Source organism: Algoriphagus marincola DSM 16067, from assembly GCF_000429405.1.
GTDB classification, from domain to species: Bacteria; Bacteroidota; Bacteroidia; order Cytophagales; family Cyclobacteriaceae; genus Algoriphagus; species Algoriphagus marincola.
In genome coordinates, this window is sequence record NZ_AUBU01000001.1 from 302,517 (window position 1) to 323,675 (window position 21,159).

Sequence of the window (21,159 nt, forward strand, 5' to 3'; positions counted from 1 at the left end):
TTGTGGCATTAAATCAGCCGAGGAAGACGGTTTTTGCATTTACAAACTCCCGAATGCCTTCCTGACTTAATTCTCGCCCATATCCTGACTTTTTGACTCCTCCAAAAGGGAGGTGTGGATTGGAAGCAGTCATGGAATTGATAAAGACTGCTCCTGTCTCAATCTGAGCGGCTAGAGTCTCTGCACGATTTAGGTTTTGGGACCAAAGTGATCCTCCCAAGCCAAATTCAGAATCATTGGCAAGTGCAATGGCTTCCTTTTCATTTTTCACCCTGAAAATTGTCGCCACAGGCCCAAATAGCTCTTCTGAATAAGCAGGGCTGTTTTTTGGGATGTCGATCAGAATGGTTGGTTCAAAGGCTGCTTTGCCCTCAGCTGGCTTGCCGCCACCCAAAATAATTTTCGCGCCGGCTTCTTCACTTTTTTTGACTTGCTCGTAAAGTTCCATCGCCAAATCAGGTCTTGCCATGCAGGCAAAGTCAGCATCATCGTCTTCAGGATTTCCGGATTTGAGCTTTTTCATTTCTTCAGTAAAAGCTTCCAAAAAAGATTCAAAAACCTCCTCTACGACGATAAATCGCTTAGCGGCAATGCAGCTTTGCCCAAAATTGATCATTCTTGCTTTGACGGCTGTTTTGGCAGCTTTCTCCACATCAGCATCTTCGAGCACTATAAATGGATCACTTCCCCCCAATTCAAGCAGTGATTTTTTGATGTGCTTGCCTGCACTTGAGGCTACGGCCGAGCCTGCTTTTTCACTACCAGTGAGCGTGACTGCTTTTACTCTTGGGTCTGCTATCAATTCATTAGTAGCTTTAGAATCGATCAGAAGGGACTGAAAAGTTCCTTTTGGGAAGCCTGCATTTTCAAAAACCCGCTGGATTGCTAAAGCACATTGAGGCACATTGGATGCATGTTTCAAGATTCCTACATTTCCTGCCATCAGGGTCGGGGCTGCGAATCTGAAAACTTGCCAAAACGGAAAATTCCATGGCATAACGGCTAAGACTATTCCCAATGGCTGGTATAAAACCTTGGCCTTTTTTCCGTCAGGCAAGGAAATAGCTCTAGCTGATAAAAATTCTTCGGCTTTCTCGGCATAATACTCGCATACCCATGCACACTTTTCGATTTCAGCTCTAGATTCCTGAATTACTTTGCCCATCTCCCAAGTGATCAAAAGCGCATATTCCTCCTGATTATCCCGAAGCTCAGCGGCTGCAGCAAGCATTAATTCTTTTCGCTTCTTGAATTCCTCTTTCCGCCAATCTTGAAAAGTTTCCTGGCCAAGGGATAAGGCTTTTTCTATTTGTTTTTCATCATATAAATCGTACTCCTTTAAAAGTTTTCCTGTGTAGGGATTGATGGATTGAATGCTCATTCTTTGACGGGTTTATTTTCTTCTTTCCATGCCGTAATTCCGCCATCTAGCATGATGACCTTTTTGAATCCAGCTGCTTTCATTGCTGCTCCGGCTTTGGCAGTACGCTTACCTGTTCGACAGTAAAGTAAGTAGGTCTTGGATTTGTCTAGTTCTTGAATTTTTTCATTAAAATCCTCGGCAAGAAAATCCATATTTCCAGCTCCTGGAATATGACCTTCTGCCATTTCCTCTGGTGTCCGAATATCAAGTAGCGTCGTTTTTTTCTTACTTATAAGTTTATCAAACTTTTCTACAGAGACAACTTTCGCTGAATCTTTGGCAGTTTGTGCCTGTGAGAAAAAGACGGTGCCCATGAATAAAAGGGCGATAAAAAGAGTTTTTTGATAAATTTTCATCGTGTTGAATTTTTGAGTGCGGTACTTTCCATACATATTCGAGGAGAATTTAATTCCTTTCTCCACAAATGTCCACTAAAATCGCCCTGATTTCTGATTCCCACAGTTACATTGATCACAAAACACTCCAATACTTGGAAAGTGTCGATGAAATATGGCACGCAGGAGATATTGGAGCTCAAGAGGTGATGGAACAATTACCAAAAAGCAAAAAGATTCGTGCGGTATATGGAAATATCGATGATGAAGATTGCCGGGCTCGCTATCCTGAGTGGGATGCTTTTGAGGTGGAAGGGGTAAAAGTGCTCTTGACCCACATAGGGGGAAAACCGCCACGCTATGCGAAAGGGGTTCTGCCTAGGATCAAGGCCGAAATGCCCCAGTTATTTATTTGTGGGCACTCTCACATTTGCAAGGTAGAGTTTGATCAAAAGCTTAATTGTTTGTATATGAACCCAGGAGCAATTGGTCAGCAAGGATTCCATCAGATGCGTACTTTTCTGCTTTTCGAATTGGAAGATGGAAAGGTAAAAAACTTAAATGTTGTCGAACTTGGAAGGCGAGGGAGGTAGTTCGGACAAAAAAAAGCGGCAAAAAGCCGCTTTCAAAATGTGGTTTAGTTTTATTATTTGTCGAAAGACTTTTTCAATTCTTCCACATCTACGTTTTTGATGACAGGCTTCGCAGTCAGCTGCTTGATTTGAGCGACGCGTGTATTTTGACTCTGTCTTTTTCTTCGAAGTTTTCTTTTAAGAGTAGTAACTGCCATGACAATATATTTTAATGTGTTAGATCCGAATCGGACGGCAAAGGTAGAAAAACATTTCTTCAAAGCCTAAAACCCTAAAGGAAATAATTTGGGAATTCCTTGATTCGTCGGGTGTTTCCGTAATTTTTTGGGTAAATTTGGCTTTTCAATCACCAAAGAGTTCCATGCAGAAACCAACTTTGCCCAAAGGCACGCGAGATTTTGGCCCGGTTCAAATGGCCAAACGAAATTTTATTTTGGATACTATCAAGGAAACCTTCCGACTATTCGGCTACGAACAATTGGAAACTCCTGCGATGGAAAATCTCAGCACCCTGACAGGAAAATATGGTGATGAAGGAGATCAGTTGCTATTTAAAATTCTAAATAGCGGGGATTTTCTCAAAAAAGTAACTCCACAAGATATTCAAGAGGGAGCAGCTGCGACCTTACCCAAAGTGGCGGAAAAGGGGCTAAGGTATGACTTGACTGTACCTTTTGCGAGATATGTGGTGATGAATCGGCATGAATTGACTTTTCCGTTCAAGCGCTTTCAGATTCAGCCTGTTTGGAGAGCAGATAGGCCACAGAAGGGACGATACAGAGAGTTTTATCAGTGCGATGCTGATGTGATTGGAACCGACAGTCTGCTTTGCGAAGCGGAGATTATTTTGATGATTCGGCGTGTCTTCGAAAAGTTGGGAATTCAGGACTACAGCATTAAGCTCAACAATCGAAAAGTGCTGACAGGAATTGCAGAGGTCATCGGTGAGGCTGGAAAAGAAGGACCGCTATGTGTGGCGATTGATAAATTGGATAAAATTGGCCGGGAGAAAGTAGAGGAGGAGTTATTAGAAAGAGGTTTTGGTCCGTTCGCGATTCAAAAGCTTGCACCCTTATTTGAATGTAATGCAGAGAGTATCTCTGAAGTACTGAACTTCTTGGAGGACTTTCTTCAAGCGAGTGAGATAGGACTACAAGGGATTAAAGAGCTTCATGAGATGCTTCAGCTACTAAATAGTCTTGGTGCAGATCAAGAGCATTTGGTATTGGATTTTCTACTGGCAAGAGGGCTTTCCTACTACACAGGAGCTATTTTCGAAGTGAAGGCTCACGGAGTGCAGATCGGTTCTGTGAGTGGAGGTGGACGCTATGATGATTTGACAGGGGTTTTTGGAATGCCTGATATGTCAGGGGTAGGCTTTTCCTTTGGCGTTGATCGGATTTATGATGTCATGGAGGAATTGGGATTATTTCCGGATCAGACGCTGACAGGTTCTCAGATACTATTGGCACATTTCGATAGAAAGGCCTATGGATATGCCTTGGGAGTTTTGAGTAAGTTCAGAACTCAAGGAATCCGGGCAGAAGTATACCCGGATCTGACCAAAATGAAGAAGCAGCTCGACTACGCAAGCAAAAAAGGAATACCCTTCGTAGCGATTTGTGGTGACGATGAAATAAAAAATGAGACCATCGCTTTCAAAAATCTTGAAACCGGAGAGCAGGAATCTATGAAAGTGGAGGATGCGATTAATCGATTGATCTAATTATTCCACTCGAAGGATGGAGCGAATAGGTATTGTAACTCCTCCTTTAAGAACCACAAAGTCCGAACCGACAGCCCAAACGGTCGTATGGACTTCGTAAACTTGCTCGTCGATGGATCGGAAAGTCAATCGGACCTTGGTCTGAAGTAGATTGCCGAGCGTTTGTGAACGATGAAGGTCTGCCATTCTTAATTTAATGGCTTGAGGGTCAGAAAGAACGTCCTGCTTGGCAAAATTGATCATGCTGACTTGCTCCTTTTCGATTTGTTCTATTGTTCTCATGATGGATAATTCGGTTACAAATAATAGAAACAGAGAAAATTAGGCTAGGGTTACAGAAAATTTACTTATAGGTTATATAAAAATCATTTTTACAGAATAATATTCTGTGTTTAGAAATAAAAAAGAATTAAAATACAAGAGCTATGTTTGATTTCATGAATATGATGAATAAGGTCAAGGAAGTACAGGCCAAGGTCAAAGAGGTACAGGGGCGATTGGTACACTTGACTGCCGAAGGAGAAGCTGGAGCAGGAATGGTAAAGGTGACCGTCAATGGAGATCGCAAAGTGGTCAAGATCGATATGGATGAATCATTGATTACTCCTCAGGACAAAGAGATGCTGAGTGATTTGATCGTAGCGGCTACCAACATTGCCATGGAGCAAATCGAAGGGAAAATCAAGGAAGAGATGAAATCGGCCACAGAAGGAATGATGCCAAATATTCCTGGAATGGACTTGGGAGGAATGTTTCGATGAACCACTGCGCCATTGTAATTCTCAACTACAATGGAGCTGAGATGCTCAAGCGATTCCTGCCTGGAGTTGTAGAGTATTCTACTTTTGATCTGTGGGTGATTGACAATGCCAGTCAGGATGAGTCGGTTGCCATTCTTGAGCAGGAATTTCCTCAGATTTCGGTAATTCGCCTTAGTCAGAACTTTGGGTACGCCGGTGGATACAATCAGGGCCTGGCGCAGCTGAAAGGTGACTATCAATATTATATTTTGCTCAATTCAGATGTGGAAGTTACTTCCCGCTGGGATCAAGATTTAGTCCAATTTTTAGAGACGAATCGGCAGTTTGCTAGCGCCCAACCAAAAATTCTATCGGCGAAGGACAAGAGGCTTTTCGACTATGCCGGAGCAGGGGGAGGCTTTTTAGACCATCTTTTTTACCCGTACTGCAGAGGTAGGATTTGGAACGAGATAGAAATAGATCAAGGTCAGTATGACGATGATTTGGAGGTTGACTGGACCTCAGGAGCCTGTTTTGTGATCAAAAGTGATCTATTTCATCAATTCCAGGGCTTTGATGAGCACTTTTTTGCCCATATGGAAGAAATAGATCTTTGTGTGCGTATGAGACAGGAAGGTTTTAGAATGGGGTATACTGGAAAAGTAGCAGTATATCATTTGGGAGGGGCGACCCTTGATAGAAGTAGTCCGCGAAAGTTGGAATTGAATATCAGAAATAGCCTAGCCATGATCTACAAAAATGAAAGTAGATCAAGATTCTGGTGGATTTTTGGGCAAAAGGCCATTTTAGAAGGACTTGCTGCTCTTGGTTATTTGCTAAAAGGTCAAAGGGATTCTGCTAATGCAGTTTGGAAAGGGTACACAGGATTTTTTAAAATGAGGAAAGAATTCCTCCAAAGAAGTGCTATAAAAAAAGCCCCATTCCTGGGGCCTTCTAAGTATGTTTTTCTGGATTTCTTTTTCAGAGGAAAAAAGAAATTCTCTGACCTTTAATCAAAAAGAACCGGGTTATTCATTTTTCTGAAGTACTTTCGAATCTTCATCATCATGGCCATCGACACGTAGATAATGATCGGTGAACCCATAGTGACGAAGGATGAATAAATAAAGAAGAGTCTGATACTATCAATGGGAAAATTGAGTTTTTCACCCAATCGAGAGCAAACTCCGAATGCTCTTTCTTCGAAAAACAGTTTTAATTTTTCCATTTTTGTGTTGATTTAGTATTCGAATGTATAAAAAAATTATTTAGGAACTATAAAGCAAAATGCCTGCCCGATTGTTTCAAAACTGTAAAAAAATCATCTTTCTCCTCTTTTTTTTCTTAGGATGGTCAGCTTCTGCTCAAGAATATCGCTTTATCGAAGAAGTAAACCTAAGACCGGCTAAACTTGAATATTTTCGAGATTCAGTACGGTTTCAACTCGAAGGCAGTATTCCGATAGAATCCGTAGTCACGCCCCGAAATCCTAGGATGACGCTTTCCCTGAAAGCTGCAGGTAATATTTTAGAATTGGGAGAAATACCCCTAGAAAAAAACCTCTCGAAATATACTTTCAGCGAATCCTATCGGTTTGCTTTTGAGCCCTGGATGCAGGAGAGTTTTCTAGAATTGTCATTTTTTCAGGGGAAAAGAGAACAGTCCGAACCATTTGAAAAAAGGGTATTGGCTAAAGGAATCATTACCACTCCCTTTTTAGCGAAAGTTGGTCGGTTTGCTCCAAGTGAAGAGATTCAAGATGTTGGACTTTTTATTCCCGGAGGAGTCGCGGACCGAGGGAATGATCAGACTGTGACATACCTGATTCAGTTTCGGCCAGGATCTTCTGATTTTGAGGCTACTCGAGCGAATGAAGCTCAGCTAAGCCAGTTGCGTGAGTTTGTAACAACGAATCCTGACATAACTTCCATTAAAATTACTGGAATTCAATCTCCAGAAACTCAAGAGGGCAAATCAAGCCGACTAGGAATGGAACGAGCGGAAGCGGTAAAGTCCGCGATTTTGAACAAGAACATCATTTTGAGGGACTCTCTGATAGACTTAGAAGCCAGGTGGAACGATTGGTTTGACTTTAGACTACTGCTGAGGGATTATGAACAAGTTTCAACCTCGGTCAAAGATCAGTTGTATGATATTTTGATGAACGGAGAGGATTACCTGACTCAGCAGGAAAGCCTCAAAAGAGTCAGGGGGTTTGATCAAGTATCGAGAGAGTTGTACCCTAAACTTAGAGCTGCCAAAATAGAAGTCAGAGCCAAACCCGGGAGGGGGATAGGCATGCAGAAGATGGCTATTTTGGAAAAAGAGCTGACCGGTAATTCATCAGTCAGTGAATTGAGTTTTGTGGATTGGGCTACCGCAGCAGAGTCCTCTGCCAGGATGAACGAGAAGACTGAAATTTATACCAAAATGACAGAGCTTTTTCGCTCGGTATTACCTTATAATAATCTAGCGGTAATAAAAATGAGGGAAGCCCAGCGAACTTTTGATGAGGATATCAAAGAGAATCTATGGACTGAGGCAGAATGGCTTCTCAACCAGGCTATTCGATTGGAGCCTAATGGGTACTCTCTACATAATAAAGGTCAAATAGCAGCTTTGAGAGGAAACTTCTGGGAGGCTTACAGATTGCTTTCGGAGGCATCCACTCTCACGAAGAATGCAGACTTCTTAAAAAGGAATGAAGCTCTAAGAGGAGCTTTGGATATTATTCGTGGAGATTACAAGCTTGCTACCTTACGATTTGATTATTCTTTTGATAATGCAAAAGACCTTTTCAATAAAGGACTGGCATTCTTTCTTGCTGGTGATTTTTCTCAGGCCTCGATCGCATTTGAAGAATCGGTGATCCAGAATAGATCCTTTGGGTATGGATACTATGGATTGGCGCTTCTAGCAATAAATGCCGGTCAGAAGGAAGTGGCCTTGATTCAACTTCAGCGGGCAGTTTCACTCAATGAAGAGCTCTATCGATGGATGCTTTATGATCCAAGCTTCGAGGAAATCCGGGGAATGGATGATTTTTTTGAATCTGAGCGAAAAACCCAATCCTAGGAAATTTTATATTCTAGAACTTCTATTTATTCAAAAATTGACATCTTTTTTTGTGAAAGGCACTGTTTTTCACTGAAATACTGAAATAACCATGTCTAATTTTCAAAAATTGACAAATTAGGTTTCGTGCGGATAAAATTTTTCGAAAGAATATTTATGAAAAGAAATTTGAATTTTGTTTTAGATTCTTTAACATTGATGATTAAGAACAGTCCTAAAACCTAATATTAGCCTATGGAAATTAAAACTTAGAGAAAAAACTTTACCCAAAGCATCTCATGATGCGCTCAAACCTTCAGGCTTTAAGCCTATTTGCAGGTATTCGTACCACGGTATAGCGGCAATAGACCTTCCAGAGTATTCGGAAATTATCTATTGCAATTATTTTAAGAATAATCGCAAACGATTGCACAATCAATTAACAGACAAGTTATTGAGATTAATCTTGTTACCCAATCTATCTATGTTTATGAAAAATGTTTACAAAAGCCTAAGTGCACTTCTTGTGCTCTTGGTATTAGCCAGTTCCGCAGCAATGGCGCAGCGGGTCGTAACTGGTACAGTGCTAGACGAATTTGATGTGGGCTTGCCGGGTGTTTCTGTTTTAGTAAAAGGAACCACCACGGGAACTGCCACAGACATTGACGGAAAATATTCCCTCAATGTACCCAATGACCAAGCGGTCTTGGTTTTCTCATTTATTGGTTATGGAACCATGGAGCAAGTAGTCGGAAACCGAAGTGTTGTCGACGTGAAATTGGCTCCAGATGAGCAAACGCTGACTGAGTTGGTTGTAACCGGTTATACAATTGATAGCCGAAGAGAAACGACCGGTGCGATTGCCACTGTAGATCCAAAGGATTTGACAGTCATTCCTACTGGTAATATTGAGCAAACTCTACAAGGACGTGTATCCGGTGTAACCGTAATTACAAACGGACAGCCTGGTACTACATCCATTATCCGTGTTCGTGGTTTCGGTGCCTTTGGTGGTAACGAGCCATTGTACATTGTAGATGGTGTGCCTGTTGGATCCACTGACTTCTTGAATCCGGATGATATCGAATCAACTACCGTACTGAAAGATGCTGCAGCTGCTTCTATCTATGGTGCTCGTGCAGCAAACGGTGTAATTATCTACACTACCAAGCGAGGAAGAAGAGGTAATCAAAAACTTCGTGTCGATTACAATGGTATGTTTGGTATAACCACACCTGGTCAAGGTCTGGATATGATGAATCCAGCTGATTTTGCAGAATACACTTGGTTGGCTGAGACGAATCAAGCAGCTATCGATGGACGTAGTCCTAATTACGGTCATCCGCAGTTTGGTACTGGTACAACTCCAGTTTTACCGTATTATATCAATGTAGGTGGAGCAGCTGGTGTTCCAGGGCCATTTACACCTGCACAAATAGAAGAGCAGCGAGCACTATACAATATAGATCCTTCAAAAGGTCCAGTTCATCAATTGGTTAGGGCAGCTACTGGAGAGGGAACAGATTGGTATGATGCTTTAACCAGAAATGCACCTTTGAATAGACATTCTATCGGGTTGAATGGTGGCTCTGAAACAAGCCGATTCTTCATCGGATTGGGTTATCAAGATCAGGCAGGTATTATGATTGTAAATAACTTCCGAAGAATCTCATTTAGAGCAAACTCTGAGTTTGATGTAACCAAGCGATTGAGAATTGGAGAAAACTTCCAAGCAACCTACCGTCAGGTACTAGGTCAGCAAGGTGGAACTGGTGGTAGAGGTGTATCTGATGATGAAAATGATATTCTTCAGGCCTTCCGTATGCCATCCATCATACCAGTATACGATGAATTTGGTGGTTATGGTGGTACAGCTGCAAGAGGTTTCAACAACCCACGTAATCCTGTTGCAAACAGAGACGGACAGCGAGATAATAGAAATTTCAATGCTAATATTTTCGGTAACGTTTATGCCGAATATGACATCTTGGATGATTTAAGATTCAGAACATCTATAGGTGGGCAGTATAACAATTATTATTTCTGGAACTACTCTAGATTACAATACGAGAACTCTGAAAATAACTCAGCTTTCGGATACAATGAAGGTTCAGGATTTGTATTTGGCTGGACATTCACCAATACACTTTCTTGGAAGCGTACATTCGGCAAGCATGCCTTTGATGTGATTGTTGGTCAGGAGGCATTGAACACTGGTGCGGGTAGAAATATTTCAGCATCTGGTCAGAATCCATTTTCAACTGACCCGGACTTTATCAATATTTCCAACCTTCCAGTTTCTTCCAGAATCGTAAACTCAAACCTTTTCAGAGGTGTAAACTTCAATTCTTACTTCGGCCGTGTGAATTATACCTTCAATGATAAGTATTTATTCAGTGCGGTTGTCAGACGTGATGGATCCTCTCGATTTGGTGCAAATGCTCGATATGGTACCTTTCCTGCATTCTCAGCAGCTTGGAGAATTTCCTCGGAAGACTTCCTCTCAACTGCCACTTGGATCGACGATTTGAAAATCCGAGGTGGTTGGGGACAAATGGGTAACTCCAATAACGTTGATCCCAATAACCAGTTCTCACTATTCGGCGGTACTGTAGGAGCTTCTTCTTACGATATTACAGGCTCTAACTCTTCTGCACAGATTGGTTTTAGAAGAACTCGTATTGGTAACCCAAATGCACAGTGGGAAACTGCTGTAACTCAGAATATTGGATTTGACGGTACATTCTTCAACGGAAGATTAGATGTAATCTTTGACTGGTGGAGAAAAGATACCAAGGATCTCTTGTTCCAAGTTCCAATTCCATTGACGGCGGGTAGTAATGCTTCACCTCCTGCAGTAAACATCGGTGAAATGTTGAATAGAGGTCTAGATCTTTTGGTGACTACCAGAGGTAACCTTTCTTCAGCTTTGACCTATGAATTAACTGTTACTGGTTCAACATTGAAGAATGAGATTGTTTCTTTGGCCCCAGGTCTAGAAATCATTACTTCCGTAAATCCAGCATATCGGGGTATTAGACCAATTAGAAACTCTGTTGGTCAGCCTCTTTCAACCTTCTTTGGATACAAGGTTTTGGGCTTGTTCCAAAGTCAAGAGGATGTAAATTCTCACGCAACTCAAGTAGGAGCAGCTCCAGGTCGATTCAAGTATGAGGACACAAATGGAGATGGAGTTATTTCGCCTGACGATAGACAAGTGCTTGGTAATCCAATTCCAGATTTCACTGGGGGTGTTAACTTTACAGTGGGTTATAAGGGATTTGACCTATCTGCTTATCTATATACTTCTATTGGTAATGAGGTATGGAACCAATCTAAATGGTTTACTGACTTCTTCTCTACATTCGAAGGTGCTGCTATTTCAGAGCGTTTAAAAAATTCTTGGTCACCACAGAATCCAAATGCTACTGTCCCAATTGTGGATCGTTCTTCAACTTTCTCTACTTCAACTGTTGAGAATAGTTATTATGTAGAAGATGGGTCATATTTAAGACTTCAGAACGTAACATTGGGTTATACTTTACCTCAAAATTTATTGGAAAAGTGGAACCTTCAGAGATTGAGAGTTTTTGCATCGGCTAATAACTTGTTTACAATTACAGGTTATGAGGGTCTTGACCCTGCAGTAGGCGGAGACGCTGATTTGACTTTTGGTATTGACGTTGGTAACTACCCTGTTACCAGAGGTTATACTTTTGGTTTGAATGTCAGCTTCTAAGCTTAACAATTCCTTACGAATCGAGTTATAGAAAATATAATAGATTAACAAAATGAAAAATTTCAAATTAAAATTCGGAGCCCTATCATTATCAGCAATGATGATGGTAGCAGTGAGTTGTAGCGACGAGTTCCTCGAGGTACCGCCTACAGGTTTGCTTGCAGAAGCCCAGCTGTCATCTTTGGCAGGTATTGAAGCTTCTCTAATTGCAGCCTATTCGCAGGTAAATGGTCGAGGTAATCGTCTTGGTTCTCCATCCAATTGGGTATGGGGAAGTATTAGAGGGGGTGAGGCTAATAAAGGAACTGACCCAGGTGATTTCACAACTATCAATCCTATTCAGCGTTTTGAAAATGACGCTGCATCTGGTGAGATGGGATCCAAGTGGAATGTAGCTTATGAAGGTATTGCTCGTGCTAATAATGTGTTAAGACTATTGCAAAATCCAGGTCCTGATGTAACGGAATCTGATGCAGTACGACTTGCAGCTCAAGCAAGATTTCTAAGAGGTCATTTCTATTTCGAACTGAAACGTCTCTATGGAAATACTCCATATGTGGACGAAAATATTGATTATGGATCTGGCTTAGAAGAAGTAAGCAATAATCAGGACTTATATCCTTTCATCGAAGCAGACTTCCAATATGCCATTGATAACCTTCCACCAACTCAAGGTCAAGTAGGTCGAGTAAATTCATGGGCTGCAAAAGCATACATGGGGAAAGTTCTCCTGTATCAAGGAAAATTTGGTCCTGCCAAAACATTGTTTGATGATGTGATTGCAAATGGAGTTACTTCTAATGGATTGAAGTATGACTTGGTGCCTTATTATGATGACATGTTCCGTGGAGCAAATGATAACCATCAGGAATCTGTTTGGGCCTATCAAGCAGCGGCTGGAACTGGTTCAGTATTGAATGCAAATCCTGAGTTTGACTTGAATTTCCCTTACAATACAGGCCCTGCAGGACCAGGTAACTGTTGCGGATTCTTCCAGCCGAGCTTTACATTCGTAAATGCTTTCAGAACTGATGCCAATGGTCTTCCTCTGCTCGATAAGTCTTACAACGATCCAGCAAACCGGGTAGTTAGTGATATGGGATTAAACTCAGATCAGGCATTTACTCCTGATTCTGGGAATCTTGATCCTCGCTTAGACCATACAGTAGGTCGTAGAGGTATTCCTTACCTAGATTGGCAAGACCATCCTGGTGCAGCCTGGATTCGTAATCAGCCAAATGGGGGTCCTTATTCTCCTCGGAAATATGTGTATGCTCGTACTGAGCAAGGATCCTTCCAGGATAACTCTTCTTGGACTCCAGGTTACACTGGGATCAACTTTATGATTATTCGATTTGCTGATGTCTTGTTGATGTCTGCAGAGGCTGACATTGAAACAGGCAATCTTGAAAGCGCGCGTGCTAAAGTAAACCGTGTGCGTGAGAGAGCCATGAATTCTGAACTTCTAAGAGAAGACGGAACACCTGCAGCCAACTATGTGATTTCAACCTACGATCAGCCTTGGACAGATGCAAATGCAGCTAGAACTGCCGTTCGTATGGAGCGTATGCTAGAACTAGGAATGGAAGGTCATAGATTCTTCGATCTAGTTAGATGGAATACTGTTCAAGAAGAACTTGATTTCTACTTTGCCCTTGATGGATCTATCCTTACTGGTGCACTAGGAGGTGCTAGATTCACAGATCCTTACAAGTTAGTTCCTATCCCTCAAGATCAGATCGACTTGGTAGGATCGGATATTTTGATTCAGAATCCTGGATTCTAATCGGAGTGATCAAATACATTAAAAGAGGCCCTAGAGGCCTCTTTTTTTTGCTTTTTTTAAAAGGTATATTTTTCAAAGCATCAGTAAAATTGTAATTTCAAATCATCAATATACCCGCTAAACCCTATGAAAATCACCCAATATTTACTTCTGATTTTATCTTTTTACCTTCTGGTTTCTTGTCAAAAATCAGATACCCTTTTTGAGTTAAAATCATCTGCTCAAACGGGTATTGATTTCAATAATGAAATCATAGAAAGCGACTCATTTAATATTTTGACTGATGAATATATTTTTAATGGGGGAGGCGTAGCCGCTGCGGATTTTGACAATGACGGATTGGTTGATTTGTTTTTCACAGGGAATCAGGTTCCTAATAAGCTTTACCTAAATCAAGGCGATTTCAAGTTTGTTGATGTGTCAGATGAGGCTGGGATTTCAGCTTCTGATAAGTGGTGCACAGGGGTAACTGTAGCAGATGTCAATGAAGATGGCTGGATGGATATTTATGTCGTAGCGGCTATGAAGACTGGCGAGGGAGAGCGAAATAACTTGTTGTTTATTAATCAGGGGAAAGATGATCAAGGTAAGATTTCCTTCATTGAAAAAGCTGAAGAATTCGGAATAGCAGATCCAGGAAACGGAATGGGAGCTGCCTTTGTGGATTATGACTTGGATGGAGATTTAGATTTATACGTGCTCAATAATGAGCAGAGTAAAATTGTTCCTTCTAACTATCGAGAAAAAATCACGGATGGTTCAGCTATCAACAATGATGCTTTTTACCGAAATAATGGTGATGGATCATTTACGAATATTACTGTAGAAGCGGGAATTACTATCGAAGGCTTTGGTTTAGGCTTGTTGATTTCAGATCTGAATAATGATGGCTGGCCTGATATTCATGTTTCCAATGATTATGTCACCAATGATATTTTATATATCAATAATCAAGATGGCACTTTTTCCAATCAGATATCTCAGAAACTCAAGCACCAAAGTCAATTCTCTATGGGCTCTGATATTGCGGATTTCAATAATGACATGATGCCTGATATCATCACCTTGGATATGCTAGGTGAGGATAATTATAGGAAGAAAACCACCATTGGCAAGAACTCCTATCAGGTTTATATCAGTAATGAACAATGGGGCTATGAGTATCAGCATGTAAGAAACATGTTGCATATGAATAACGGTCCAGAAGCTCCATTTAGTGAAATAGGCATGCTTGCAGGTATGTATCAAACTGATTGGTCTTGGTCTCCACTTTTTGGAGATGTCGATCATGATGGATGTAGAGACCTTTTGGTTACGAATGGATTTCCACGAGATATTACCGATAAGGACTTTGCTAATTACAGGGCAGACGTAGGAAGTATTGCCACCGTAAGGCAGCTTTTGGATTCTATTCCAATTGTCAAAATTCCAAATTATGCTTTCAAGAATGCAGGAGACCTGACGTTTAAAGATAGTGGTGAGGCTTGGGGCTTGGATAGACCTTCATTTTCCAATGGTGCAGTACTCGTCGATTTGGATAATGATGGGGATTTGGATTATGTAATTAATAATATCAATGATCCCGCTTTTGTCTTCGAAAATCATCTAAATAAGCGGCAAGAGAAAGGATCCTACCTTAGAATTGATCTTTCCGGACCTCAATCCAATTCACAAGGCCTAGGAGCTAAAGTGGTTTTGACACTGAATGATGGGCAAAAATTATTTCAAGAACAACAGCTAGTCAGAGGTTATATGTCAACCTTGGAGCCTACCATGCATTTTGGTGTTGCACCAGGTAAAACGGTTGAGAATCTTTTGATCATTTGGCCAGATGGAAAAGAGAGTAAATTCGCAAACCCAGAACTTAATTCAACCCATAAGGTGGCCTATTCGGAGGCAAATCAAGGCAAAAACGCACTGGCGATCTTGGATCTTGGTAGCTCCGAGCAATTATTTGAAAGCGTTTCTGAAGCGGTAGGTCTCAACTTTGTGCATGAAGAGCAGGATAAAATCGATTATAACGTACAGCGGACTTTACCTCATAAATTGACCCAATTCGGGCCTGCATTGGCTGTTGGGGATATCAATGGGGATCAAATGGAAGACTTGGTGATAGGTTCCTCTTCCGGTTTTATGCCTCAAGTATTTTTTCAAAATGCGGACGGTACCTTCAATCAGAGACAGCTATTGGATGATAATTCAGCCAGTTTTGAGGAGATGGGAATTCTACTTTTTGATGTAGATAATGACGGGGACCTAGATATGTATTTGGTGGGAGGAAGCAATGAATTTTTACCTAATTCTCAAGAATATAATGATCGCTTGTATCTGAATGATGGGAGTGGGAATTTTCTAAAAGATGAGAGTTTTAATCAAGTAAAAGCCAGTGGAAGTGTGGTAAGAGCTGCTGATCTCAATCAAGATGGATTTTTAGACCTTTTCGTTGGAGGAAGGACTCCTTTTGCACAATACCCCTATCCTGAGGAGAGTTTTCTTTTGATCAATGAGAATGGAAGTCTAAAAGATAAAACCGAGGAATTGGCTCCTGAGCTTCAGAAAATCGGGATGGTAACCGATGCTATTTGGTCAGATATAGATTTGGATGGGGATATGGATTTGGTTGTGATAGGAGAATTGATGGCTATTCAGATATTCCAAAATGACTCTGGTAAGTTGACTCCAATGGAAGAAACTGGCTTGCAGCAATATTTAGGATGGTGGAATTCCATTGCTTCAGGAGACTTTGATCAAGATGGGGATGTCGACTTTGTAGTGGGGAATTTAGGAGCTAATAATCACTATCACCCTACGGCTGAAAGGCCCTATAAAGTATATGCAAAAGACTTTGATAAAAACGGAAGTGTAGACCCGGTGGTATTTTCTTGGTATAAGGATCGGGCAGGGAATTTCAATTCATTTCCAAGCCATTTCTGGGATGATTTGTATGGGCAGAGTACGCTTTTTAGGAGGAAGTTTGAGCGGTATAAAACCTACGCAATGGCCACTGAGCAAACCCTTTTCACAGAGGAAGAGCTTCAGGAAGCGCTTATTCTGGTGGGTAATTATGATCGTTCGGCTTATGTCGAAAACTTGGGTGGAGGTAAATTTAAAGTCCATGAACTACCAATCGAGGCCCAGCTAGCTCCCGTAAATGGTTTGGTAGCTGATGATGTCAATGGAGATGGTATTCTGGATATTTTACTGGTAGGAAATGACTTTGGGAATGAGATATTCATCGGTAGATTGGATGCATTGAATGGTTTGGTCTTAATCGGAGATGGCAAAGGTAATTTTGATCCAATGAATGCTTCTGAGAGCGGATTTATTGTTCCAGGAGATGCCAAAGCATTGGTAAAGCTAGCTCGAAATTCAGGTAGTCCTTTGTATATAGCTTCGCAAAACAGAGGGGAGTTGAAGGCATTTCATTCCAATCAAACCGTCGAACAAACTATCGAGCCTGGTCAGGAAATAACTGCTATACTCATCGAAACGACCGATGGAAGATCTATCCGTCACGAACCTGTGATAGGTTCTGGTTTTCTCTCTCAAAGTTCGCGGGAAGTTCGGCTTCCTACTAATTTGAAGTCACTCAAAGTGATTGATTACAAAGGGGATAGTAAGGATATTGATTTAAGTATCTTGAACTAGCGGTAGAGCTCATCAGGTTTAGCTGCGCAGATATCTACCATAAGATCAGCAACTTTGTCCGTCACTGCATCAAAATAGTGCTGTCCTTTTTCAGGGCTTGCTTTTTTTGGGTTTCCTATGCCAGTATCCTCAGTCACCTGAGACCATTTGCGTTCTGCCCAAGCCCATTTTTCCCGAATACCTTTAATGGTGGATTTCTTTTCGTGTCCGTCACCAGCTTCTTCAAGTGGTAAGACCAATTCGGGGTGAAGGTATTGGATTAATGCGGTTTCCATTTCGTCAGCATGATCTCCCGCTTCTTCGAAAAACTTGCTTTTATCCAAGGCCTGAAACCAATTGCAGGTGAAAAGAAGCATATTCGGAAATTTTAGGCCTAATTCCCGTAGCGCTGTTTTAAAGTCATTTCCTCCGTGCGAATTTAGAATCAAAAATTTGCGCACTCCTTGTCGATCCATCACTTCTAAGATGTCACTAATGATGGCCATTTGTGTGCTTGGATTCATATTAATATCCAGATAAATGTCTGCCTGGCCTGTATTGACCCCAAATGGAATAGTCGGCAGTATCACCACATTGGCACCTTTATCCCAAGCCTTTCTTCCAGCCTCTGCACCGATAGCATCCGCTTCATAGACATCCGTTCCGTAAGGCATATGGTAATTGTGAGCTTCAGTCGCTCCCCATGGCAATACGGCGAGTTCATAGCGATGCTTTTTTAAATATTTCCAGTTTGTTTCTTTAAGCAGATATGGCTTCATAAAAATTTGGTAGGGTTTACTTTAATTTTTGATTAAATAGACCTGAAATTGATAATTTCAAGAATTAACCCAATTTAGTTTCCATGTCTCAAAGAAGAAAATTTATCAAGAAAACACTTTTTGGCTCGGCAGTTTTAATCCCGGGTGTGAACAAGGCTTTGCCGATTTTTCAACCAATATCAAAACCTGCAGATGGTCCACTCATTCTATCCACTTGGAATCATGGAATTCCCGCCAACGCCGCCGCCATCAGTGCATACAAGCAGACGGGGAGCATAGTTGATGCAGTGGAGATTGGTGTAAAGGACACTGAGCTTGATATGGAGAATCTATCAGTGGGTCTTCAAGGGCTTCCTGACCGCGAAGGCATCACCACGCTCGATGCTTCGATAATGACTGGTGATGGATCTTGTGGGTCAGTTGCTTTTGTCAGGCAGGTGAAGCATCCGATCTCGCTGGCAAGGGCAGTGATGGAAAAGACACCCCATGTGATGCTGGCCGGGGAAGGAGCGAGACAATTTGCTATTTCACAAGGTTTTCCCATCGAGGAGGAAAAACTCAGCCCAAAGGCTCAAAAAGCTTACGATGAATGGAAAAAAACCAGTAAATACAAACCTGTCATCAATATTGAGAATCATGATACTATTGGAATGATTGGAATGGATGATAAAGGGGATTTTGCAGGAAGCTGTACGACAAGTGGCTTAGCCTACAAGATGCACGGAAGAGTGGGAGACAGCCCGATTATAGGAGCAGGACTCTATGTAGACAATGAAGTCGGCGCCGCAACGGCAACCGGTTTGGGAGAGTCAATTATTCGTATCTGCGGTAGTTTTTTGATTGTAGAGTTGATGCGCCAAGGCAGAACTCCTCAGGAAGCTTGCGAAGAGGCTGTAAGAAGATTGATTTCCAAAAACAGGAAGGATATTGCTGATATTCAAGCAGGCTTTCTAGCTATCAATAAAGAGGGGCAAGTTGGTGCTTTTGCCGTACAGCCTGGTTTCAACTTTGCCCAAGCTACTCTTTCCAATAATGAATTGATTGACTCCAAAAGTCACTTTTGATGTCCATATTACTAGAAGCACCCGTTTTTAATATACAATCAGCTCTAGATGCTGCCCGATTTGGGGTACATCGCTTGGAGTTATGTGCTAATTTTCCCGAGGGGGGTGAAACACCAAGCGTAGGAATGCTGGAAGTTTTGAAAAGCGAGCTGGATATTCCAGTTTTTGTAATGATACGTCCCCGAGGAGGAGATTTTTGCTATTCGCAAAAAGAACTCTTGGTGATGAAGCGTGATATCGAGGCCCTTGGAAAAGCTGGTGCTGATGGCTTTGTGTTTGGAGTGTTGGATTCTAAAGGAGCTGTACAAAATGATGCTTGCGAGAGCTTACTTAGAGCAGCATCGGGGAAGCCCTGTACCTTTCATCGAGCATTCGATGCATGCCAAGATCCTGAAAGAAGTCTGGAGGCTATTATTCAGCTAGGTTTTCAACGTATTTTGACTTCGGGTGCTCGAAATTCCGTCTCTGAAGGAATGGATTTGATCGAGAAGCTATTGCAAATGGCAGGTGATCGAATTATCATCATGCCTGGTGGTGGTTCAAAGCCTGAGCATGTAAGTCATCTTCAGAAGTATTCAAACTTTCAAGAGATCCATGCTTCATGCAAAACAAAAGTCCTTTCCCCCAATCAATTTATAAATCCTGAGGTTAGTTTTACGAGTAATCCGGATGATTTCAAGTATCATCTGGGAATAGACGCTAATTTGGTAAAGGAATTTCTGGAGGCAGGGAAATGAAGGGAAGATTGATAGTATTACTTTTTCTAGTAGTAAGCTTGGCATGTGAGCCTATTTCCGAAAGAAAGCAACCCATCCCTAGTTTGTATCAGCTTTCCCAAATGGATCTAAAATTGGATGGGGAAAAATTAGCCGAATTGTACTGTGGCAATTGCCATTTGATGCCAGATCCATCCATTTTGGATAAGATAACCTGGAAAGAAAATGTGCTGCCGGATATGCGAATGCGAATGGGCCTATACCTTGAGGAAGATTTTGGGGTAACGCTACCTCGAGACCGAGGAGTTCCTTCAGGGATTTATTCAGACATTCCACTTATTAAGAAGGATGATTGGGAGAAGTTGCGGGATTATTATCTCTCCAAAGCTCCGGATTTTCCTCTTCCACAGAAAGAAAAGATAGCGCCTGAATTGGGAATTCCTGGATTTGAGGTGTTGATGCCAGCCTTTGATTTCGTTTACCCTGATTTGACCACGATGATTCATGTGGACAGTGCTTCGCGGATTTGGCTAGGGCATCGATTCAAAAAACTTTTTCACTTGGATCTTTCAGAAAACCCTACGCTCCTTGACTCCCTGAATACCGGTATTGCTCCAGTTTCTATAGCGAAGAGAGGGAGTTCTTTCGAGCTCTTGACTATGGGACGTATGGACCCATCAAATGATTCCCTAGGTAATATTGTACGATTTATTCCCAATGAGGGAGATTGGAAAAGGGAAATTATTCAGGAAAAATTAATGCGTCCGGTTCATGTATCTTGGGGGGATTTAAATGGGGATGGCCTTCAAGATCGTGTGATTTCGCAATTTGGAAATCACTTGGGGAAGCTTAGTGTGTTTTTCGGTGGGGGTGATGAAAATGAGGAAGTAGTATTGAAGGCACTGCTTGGTGCCCGAAAGACAGAGTTGGTTGATTGGGATGGGGATGGAGATCTGGACATTGTAGGGATGATGACACAGGCGGTTGAAGGTGTTTTTCTTTGGGAAAATCAAGGTGAGGGAAGATTTTTCGAAAGGCCTTTGCTTCAGTTCCAACCTGCATTCGGCTCCAGTGATTTTCAGCTCGTAGATATGAATGACGATGGGAAGCTGGATCTTGTTCTCGTCAATGGTGATAATGCAGACCAATCACAGATTTTGAAAAACTATCATGGTGTGCGAATTTTCAATAATCTCGGTGAAAATGAATTTGAGGAAAGTTGGTTTTATCCCATGTATGGTGCAAGTGGAGTGGAAGTCGCTGATTTTGATCAAGATGGGGACTTGGATATCGTAGCGATTTCCTTTTTTCCAGATAAAAGTCAAAAACCAAAAGAGGATTTGATTTTCTTTGAAAATAAGGGCAAGAATCAGTTTAAACCCTATTTGCCAAAGGTTCAATTTGATACCAATTATCTGATTCTTTCAAAAGGAGATGTTGATGCGGATGGGGATTTGGATATTTTGGTAGGAAGTTTTGATTTTAATGACCTTTACAAAGGACCTTCTGAAAAGTGGCGACCAATTTTATTAATAAAGAATAAAATTTCTAATTAATTAATTAAATCAAAATAAAAA

Annotated in this window: 17 protein-coding genes; 11 read left to right on the forward strand and 6 right to left on the reverse strand. The window is 41.5% G+C overall.

Annotation, left to right across the window (positions count from 1 at the left end):
* Nucleotides 1-13 precede the first annotated feature (13 nt).
* Both G457_RS0101395 and G457_RS0101400 read right to left on the reverse strand, forming a co-directional pair.
* On the reverse strand, nucleotides 14-1,381 hold the full coding sequence (locus G457_RS0101395; RefSeq protein ID WP_211230213.1) for an NAD-dependent succinate-semialdehyde dehydrogenase: 1,368 nt from the start codon (nucleotides 1,379-1,381) through the stop codon (nucleotides 14-16).
* A complete protein-coding gene (locus G457_RS0101400; RefSeq protein ID WP_026944885.1) occupies nucleotides 1,378-1,779 on the reverse strand; it encodes a rhodanese-like domain-containing protein in 402 nt (133 codons plus the stop codon). Before G457_RS0101400 ends, G457_RS0101395 begins: the two co-directional genes overlap by 4 nt.
* 68 nt (nucleotides 1,780-1,847) lie before the next feature.
* On the opposite strand from G457_RS0101400, the gene G457_RS0101405 reads away from it, so the two are divergent.
* On the forward strand, nucleotides 1,848-2,351 hold the full coding sequence (locus G457_RS0101405) for a metallophosphoesterase family protein (protein WP_026944886.1): 504 nt from the start codon (nucleotides 1,848-1,850) through the stop codon (nucleotides 2,349-2,351).
* 53 nt (nucleotides 2,352-2,404) lie between these two features.
* Here G457_RS0101405 and G457_RS22950 read toward each other — a convergent pair whose 3' ends face one another.
* Entirely contained in the window at nucleotides 2,405-2,548 is a 144-nt protein-coding gene (locus G457_RS22950) for a hypothetical protein (protein WP_165967632.1), read from the reverse strand.
* 164 nt (nucleotides 2,549-2,712) lie between these two features.
* Between G457_RS22950 and hisS the strand changes: the two genes are divergently transcribed.
* The gene (hisS, locus tag G457_RS0101415; RefSeq protein WP_026944887.1) at nucleotides 2,713-4,077 is read left to right on the forward strand and encodes a histidine--tRNA ligase; all 1,365 of its coding nucleotides are present in this window, start codon (nucleotides 2,713-2,715) and stop codon (nucleotides 4,075-4,077) included.
* On the opposite strand, the gene G457_RS0101420 is transcribed toward hisS, so the two are convergent.
* On the reverse strand, nucleotides 4,078-4,359 hold the full coding sequence (locus G457_RS0101420; RefSeq protein ID WP_024281688.1) for a hypothetical protein: 282 nt from the start codon (nucleotides 4,357-4,359) through the stop codon (nucleotides 4,078-4,080).
* A 143-nt stretch (nucleotides 4,360-4,502) separates the two neighbouring features.
* On the opposite strand from G457_RS0101420, the gene G457_RS0101425 reads away from it, so the two are divergent.
* Both G457_RS0101425 and G457_RS0101430 read left to right on the forward strand, forming a co-directional pair.
* Entirely contained in the window at nucleotides 4,503-4,838 is a 336-nt protein-coding gene (locus G457_RS0101425) for a YbaB/EbfC family nucleoid-associated protein (RefSeq protein ID WP_024281689.1), read from the forward strand.
* The gene (locus tag G457_RS0101430) at nucleotides 4,835-5,830 is read left to right on the forward strand and encodes a glycosyltransferase family 2 protein (protein WP_026944888.1); all 996 of its coding nucleotides are present in this window, start codon (nucleotides 4,835-4,837) and stop codon (nucleotides 5,828-5,830) included. The genes G457_RS0101425 and G457_RS0101430 overlap by 4 nt, the downstream gene beginning before the upstream one ends.
* Here the strand turns inward: G457_RS0101430 and G457_RS0101435 are convergent.
* Entirely contained in the window at nucleotides 5,827-6,045 is a 219-nt protein-coding gene (locus tag G457_RS0101435) for a PspC domain-containing protein (protein WP_024281691.1), read from the reverse strand. The two genes, G457_RS0101430 and G457_RS0101435, sit on opposite strands and share 4 nt — an antisense overlap.
* Before the next feature lie 59 nt (nucleotides 6,046-6,104).
* On the opposite strand from G457_RS0101435, the gene G457_RS0101440 reads away from it, so the two are divergent.
* From G457_RS0101440 to G457_RS20840, 4 genes are all read left to right on the forward strand, one after another.
* Nucleotides 6,105-7,892: a TPR end-of-group domain-containing protein gene (locus G457_RS0101440; protein WP_026944889.1), complete on the forward strand. Its 1,788-nt coding sequence runs from the start codon at nucleotides 6,105-6,107 to the stop codon at nucleotides 7,890-7,892.
* Nucleotides 7,893-8,355: 463 nt separating this feature from the next.
* Nucleotides 8,356-11,610: a SusC/RagA family TonB-linked outer membrane protein gene (locus tag G457_RS0101445; protein ID WP_026944890.1), complete on the forward strand. Its 3,255-nt coding sequence runs from the start codon at nucleotides 8,356-8,358 to the stop codon at nucleotides 11,608-11,610.
* Nucleotides 11,611-11,662: 52 nt separating this feature from the next.
* Nucleotides 11,663-13,396, forward strand: a complete 1,734-nt coding sequence (locus G457_RS0101450) for a RagB/SusD family nutrient uptake outer membrane protein (protein ID WP_026944891.1) — start codon at nucleotides 11,663-11,665, stop codon at nucleotides 13,394-13,396.
* Between the two features lie 126 nt (nucleotides 13,397-13,522).
* Nucleotides 13,523-17,044, forward strand: a complete 3,522-nt coding sequence (locus G457_RS20840) for a VCBS repeat-containing protein (protein ID WP_035482923.1) — start codon at nucleotides 13,523-13,525, stop codon at nucleotides 17,042-17,044.
* Here the strand turns inward: G457_RS20840 and G457_RS0101460 are convergent.
* Complete coding sequence (locus G457_RS0101460) at nucleotides 17,041-17,802, reverse strand: creatininase family protein (RefSeq protein ID WP_026944892.1); 762 nt, start codon at nucleotides 17,800-17,802, stop codon at nucleotides 17,041-17,043. The two genes, G457_RS20840 and G457_RS0101460, sit on opposite strands and share 4 nt — an antisense overlap.
* 83 nt (nucleotides 17,803-17,885) lie before the next feature.
* On the opposite strand from G457_RS0101460, the gene G457_RS0101465 reads away from it, so the two are divergent.
* Genes G457_RS0101465 through G457_RS0101475 form a run of 3 tightly spaced genes read left to right on the forward strand, consistent with a single transcriptional unit; the run spans nucleotide 17,886 to nucleotide 21,138 of the window.
* Complete coding sequence (locus tag G457_RS0101465; protein WP_026944893.1) at nucleotides 17,886-18,866, forward strand: N(4)-(beta-N-acetylglucosaminyl)-L-asparaginase; 981 nt, start codon at nucleotides 17,886-17,888, stop codon at nucleotides 18,864-18,866.
* Nucleotides 18,866-19,603, forward strand: coding sequence for a copper homeostasis protein CutC (locus tag G457_RS0101470; RefSeq protein ID WP_026944894.1), 738 nt, complete (start codon nucleotides 18,866-18,868; stop codon nucleotides 19,601-19,603). The genes G457_RS0101465 and G457_RS0101470 overlap by 1 nt, the downstream gene beginning before the upstream one ends.
* Nucleotides 19,600-21,138: an FG-GAP repeat domain-containing protein gene (locus G457_RS0101475; protein ID WP_051260658.1), complete on the forward strand. Its 1,539-nt coding sequence runs from the start codon at nucleotides 19,600-19,602 to the stop codon at nucleotides 21,136-21,138. The genes G457_RS0101470 and G457_RS0101475 overlap by 4 nt, the downstream gene beginning before the upstream one ends.
* Nucleotides 21,139-21,159 lie beyond the last annotated feature (21 nt).

What these genes read in the sequence shown, in the direction of transcription:
- G457_RS0101400 (WP_026944885.1), bottom strand. Translation starts at nt 1,779, where the DNA reads ATGAAAATTTATCAAAAAACTCTTTTTATCGCCCTTTTATTCATGGGC.
- G457_RS20840 (WP_035482923.1), top strand. Translation starts at nt 13,523, where the DNA reads ATGAAAATCACCCAATATTTACTTCTGATTTTATCTTTTTACCTTCTG.
- hisS (WP_026944887.1), top strand. Translation starts at nt 2,713, where the DNA reads ATGCAGAAACCAACTTTGCCCAAAGGCACGCGAGATTTTGGCCCGGTT.
- G457_RS0101425 (WP_024281689.1), top strand. Translation starts at nt 4,503, where the DNA reads ATGTTTGATTTCATGAATATGATGAATAAGGTCAAGGAAGTACAGGCC.
- G457_RS0101460 (WP_026944892.1), bottom strand. Translation starts at nt 17,802, where the DNA reads ATGAAGCCATATCTGCTTAAAGAAACAAACTGGAAATATTTAAAAAAG.
- G457_RS0101470 (WP_026944894.1), top strand. Translation starts at nt 18,866, where the DNA reads ATGTCCATATTACTAGAAGCACCCGTTTTTAATATACAATCAGCTCTA.
- G457_RS22950 (WP_165967632.1), bottom strand. Translation starts at nt 2,548, where the DNA reads ATGGCAGTTACTACTCTTAAAAGAAAACTTCGAAGAAAAAGACAGAGT.
- G457_RS0101445 (WP_026944890.1), top strand. Translation starts at nt 8,356, where the DNA reads ATGTTTATGAAAAATGTTTACAAAAGCCTAAGTGCACTTCTTGTGCTC.
- G457_RS0101475 (WP_051260658.1), top strand. Translation starts at nt 19,600, where the DNA reads ATGAAGGGAAGATTGATAGTATTACTTTTTCTAGTAGTAAGCTTGGCA.
- G457_RS0101420 (WP_024281688.1), bottom strand. Translation starts at nt 4,359, where the DNA reads ATGAGAACAATAGAACAAATCGAAAAGGAGCAAGTCAGCATGATCAAT.
- G457_RS0101465 (WP_026944893.1), top strand. Translation starts at nt 17,886, where the DNA reads ATGTCTCAAAGAAGAAAATTTATCAAGAAAACACTTTTTGGCTCGGCA.
- G457_RS0101435 (WP_024281691.1), bottom strand. Translation starts at nt 6,045, where the DNA reads ATGGAAAAATTAAAACTGTTTTTCGAAGAAAGAGCATTCGGAGTTTGC.
- G457_RS0101450 (WP_026944891.1), top strand. Translation starts at nt 11,663, where the DNA reads ATGAAAAATTTCAAATTAAAATTCGGAGCCCTATCATTATCAGCAATG.
- G457_RS0101395 (WP_211230213.1), bottom strand. Translation starts at nt 1,381, where the DNA reads ATGAGCATTCAATCCATCAATCCCTACACAGGAAAACTTTTAAAGGAG.
- G457_RS0101405 (WP_026944886.1), top strand. Translation starts at nt 1,848, where the DNA reads ATGTCCACTAAAATCGCCCTGATTTCTGATTCCCACAGTTACATTGAT.
- G457_RS0101440 (WP_026944889.1), top strand. Translation starts at nt 6,105, where the DNA reads ATGCCTGCCCGATTGTTTCAAAACTGTAAAAAAATCATCTTTCTCCTC.
- G457_RS0101430 (WP_026944888.1), top strand. Translation starts at nt 4,835, where the DNA reads ATGAACCACTGCGCCATTGTAATTCTCAACTACAATGGAGCTGAGATG.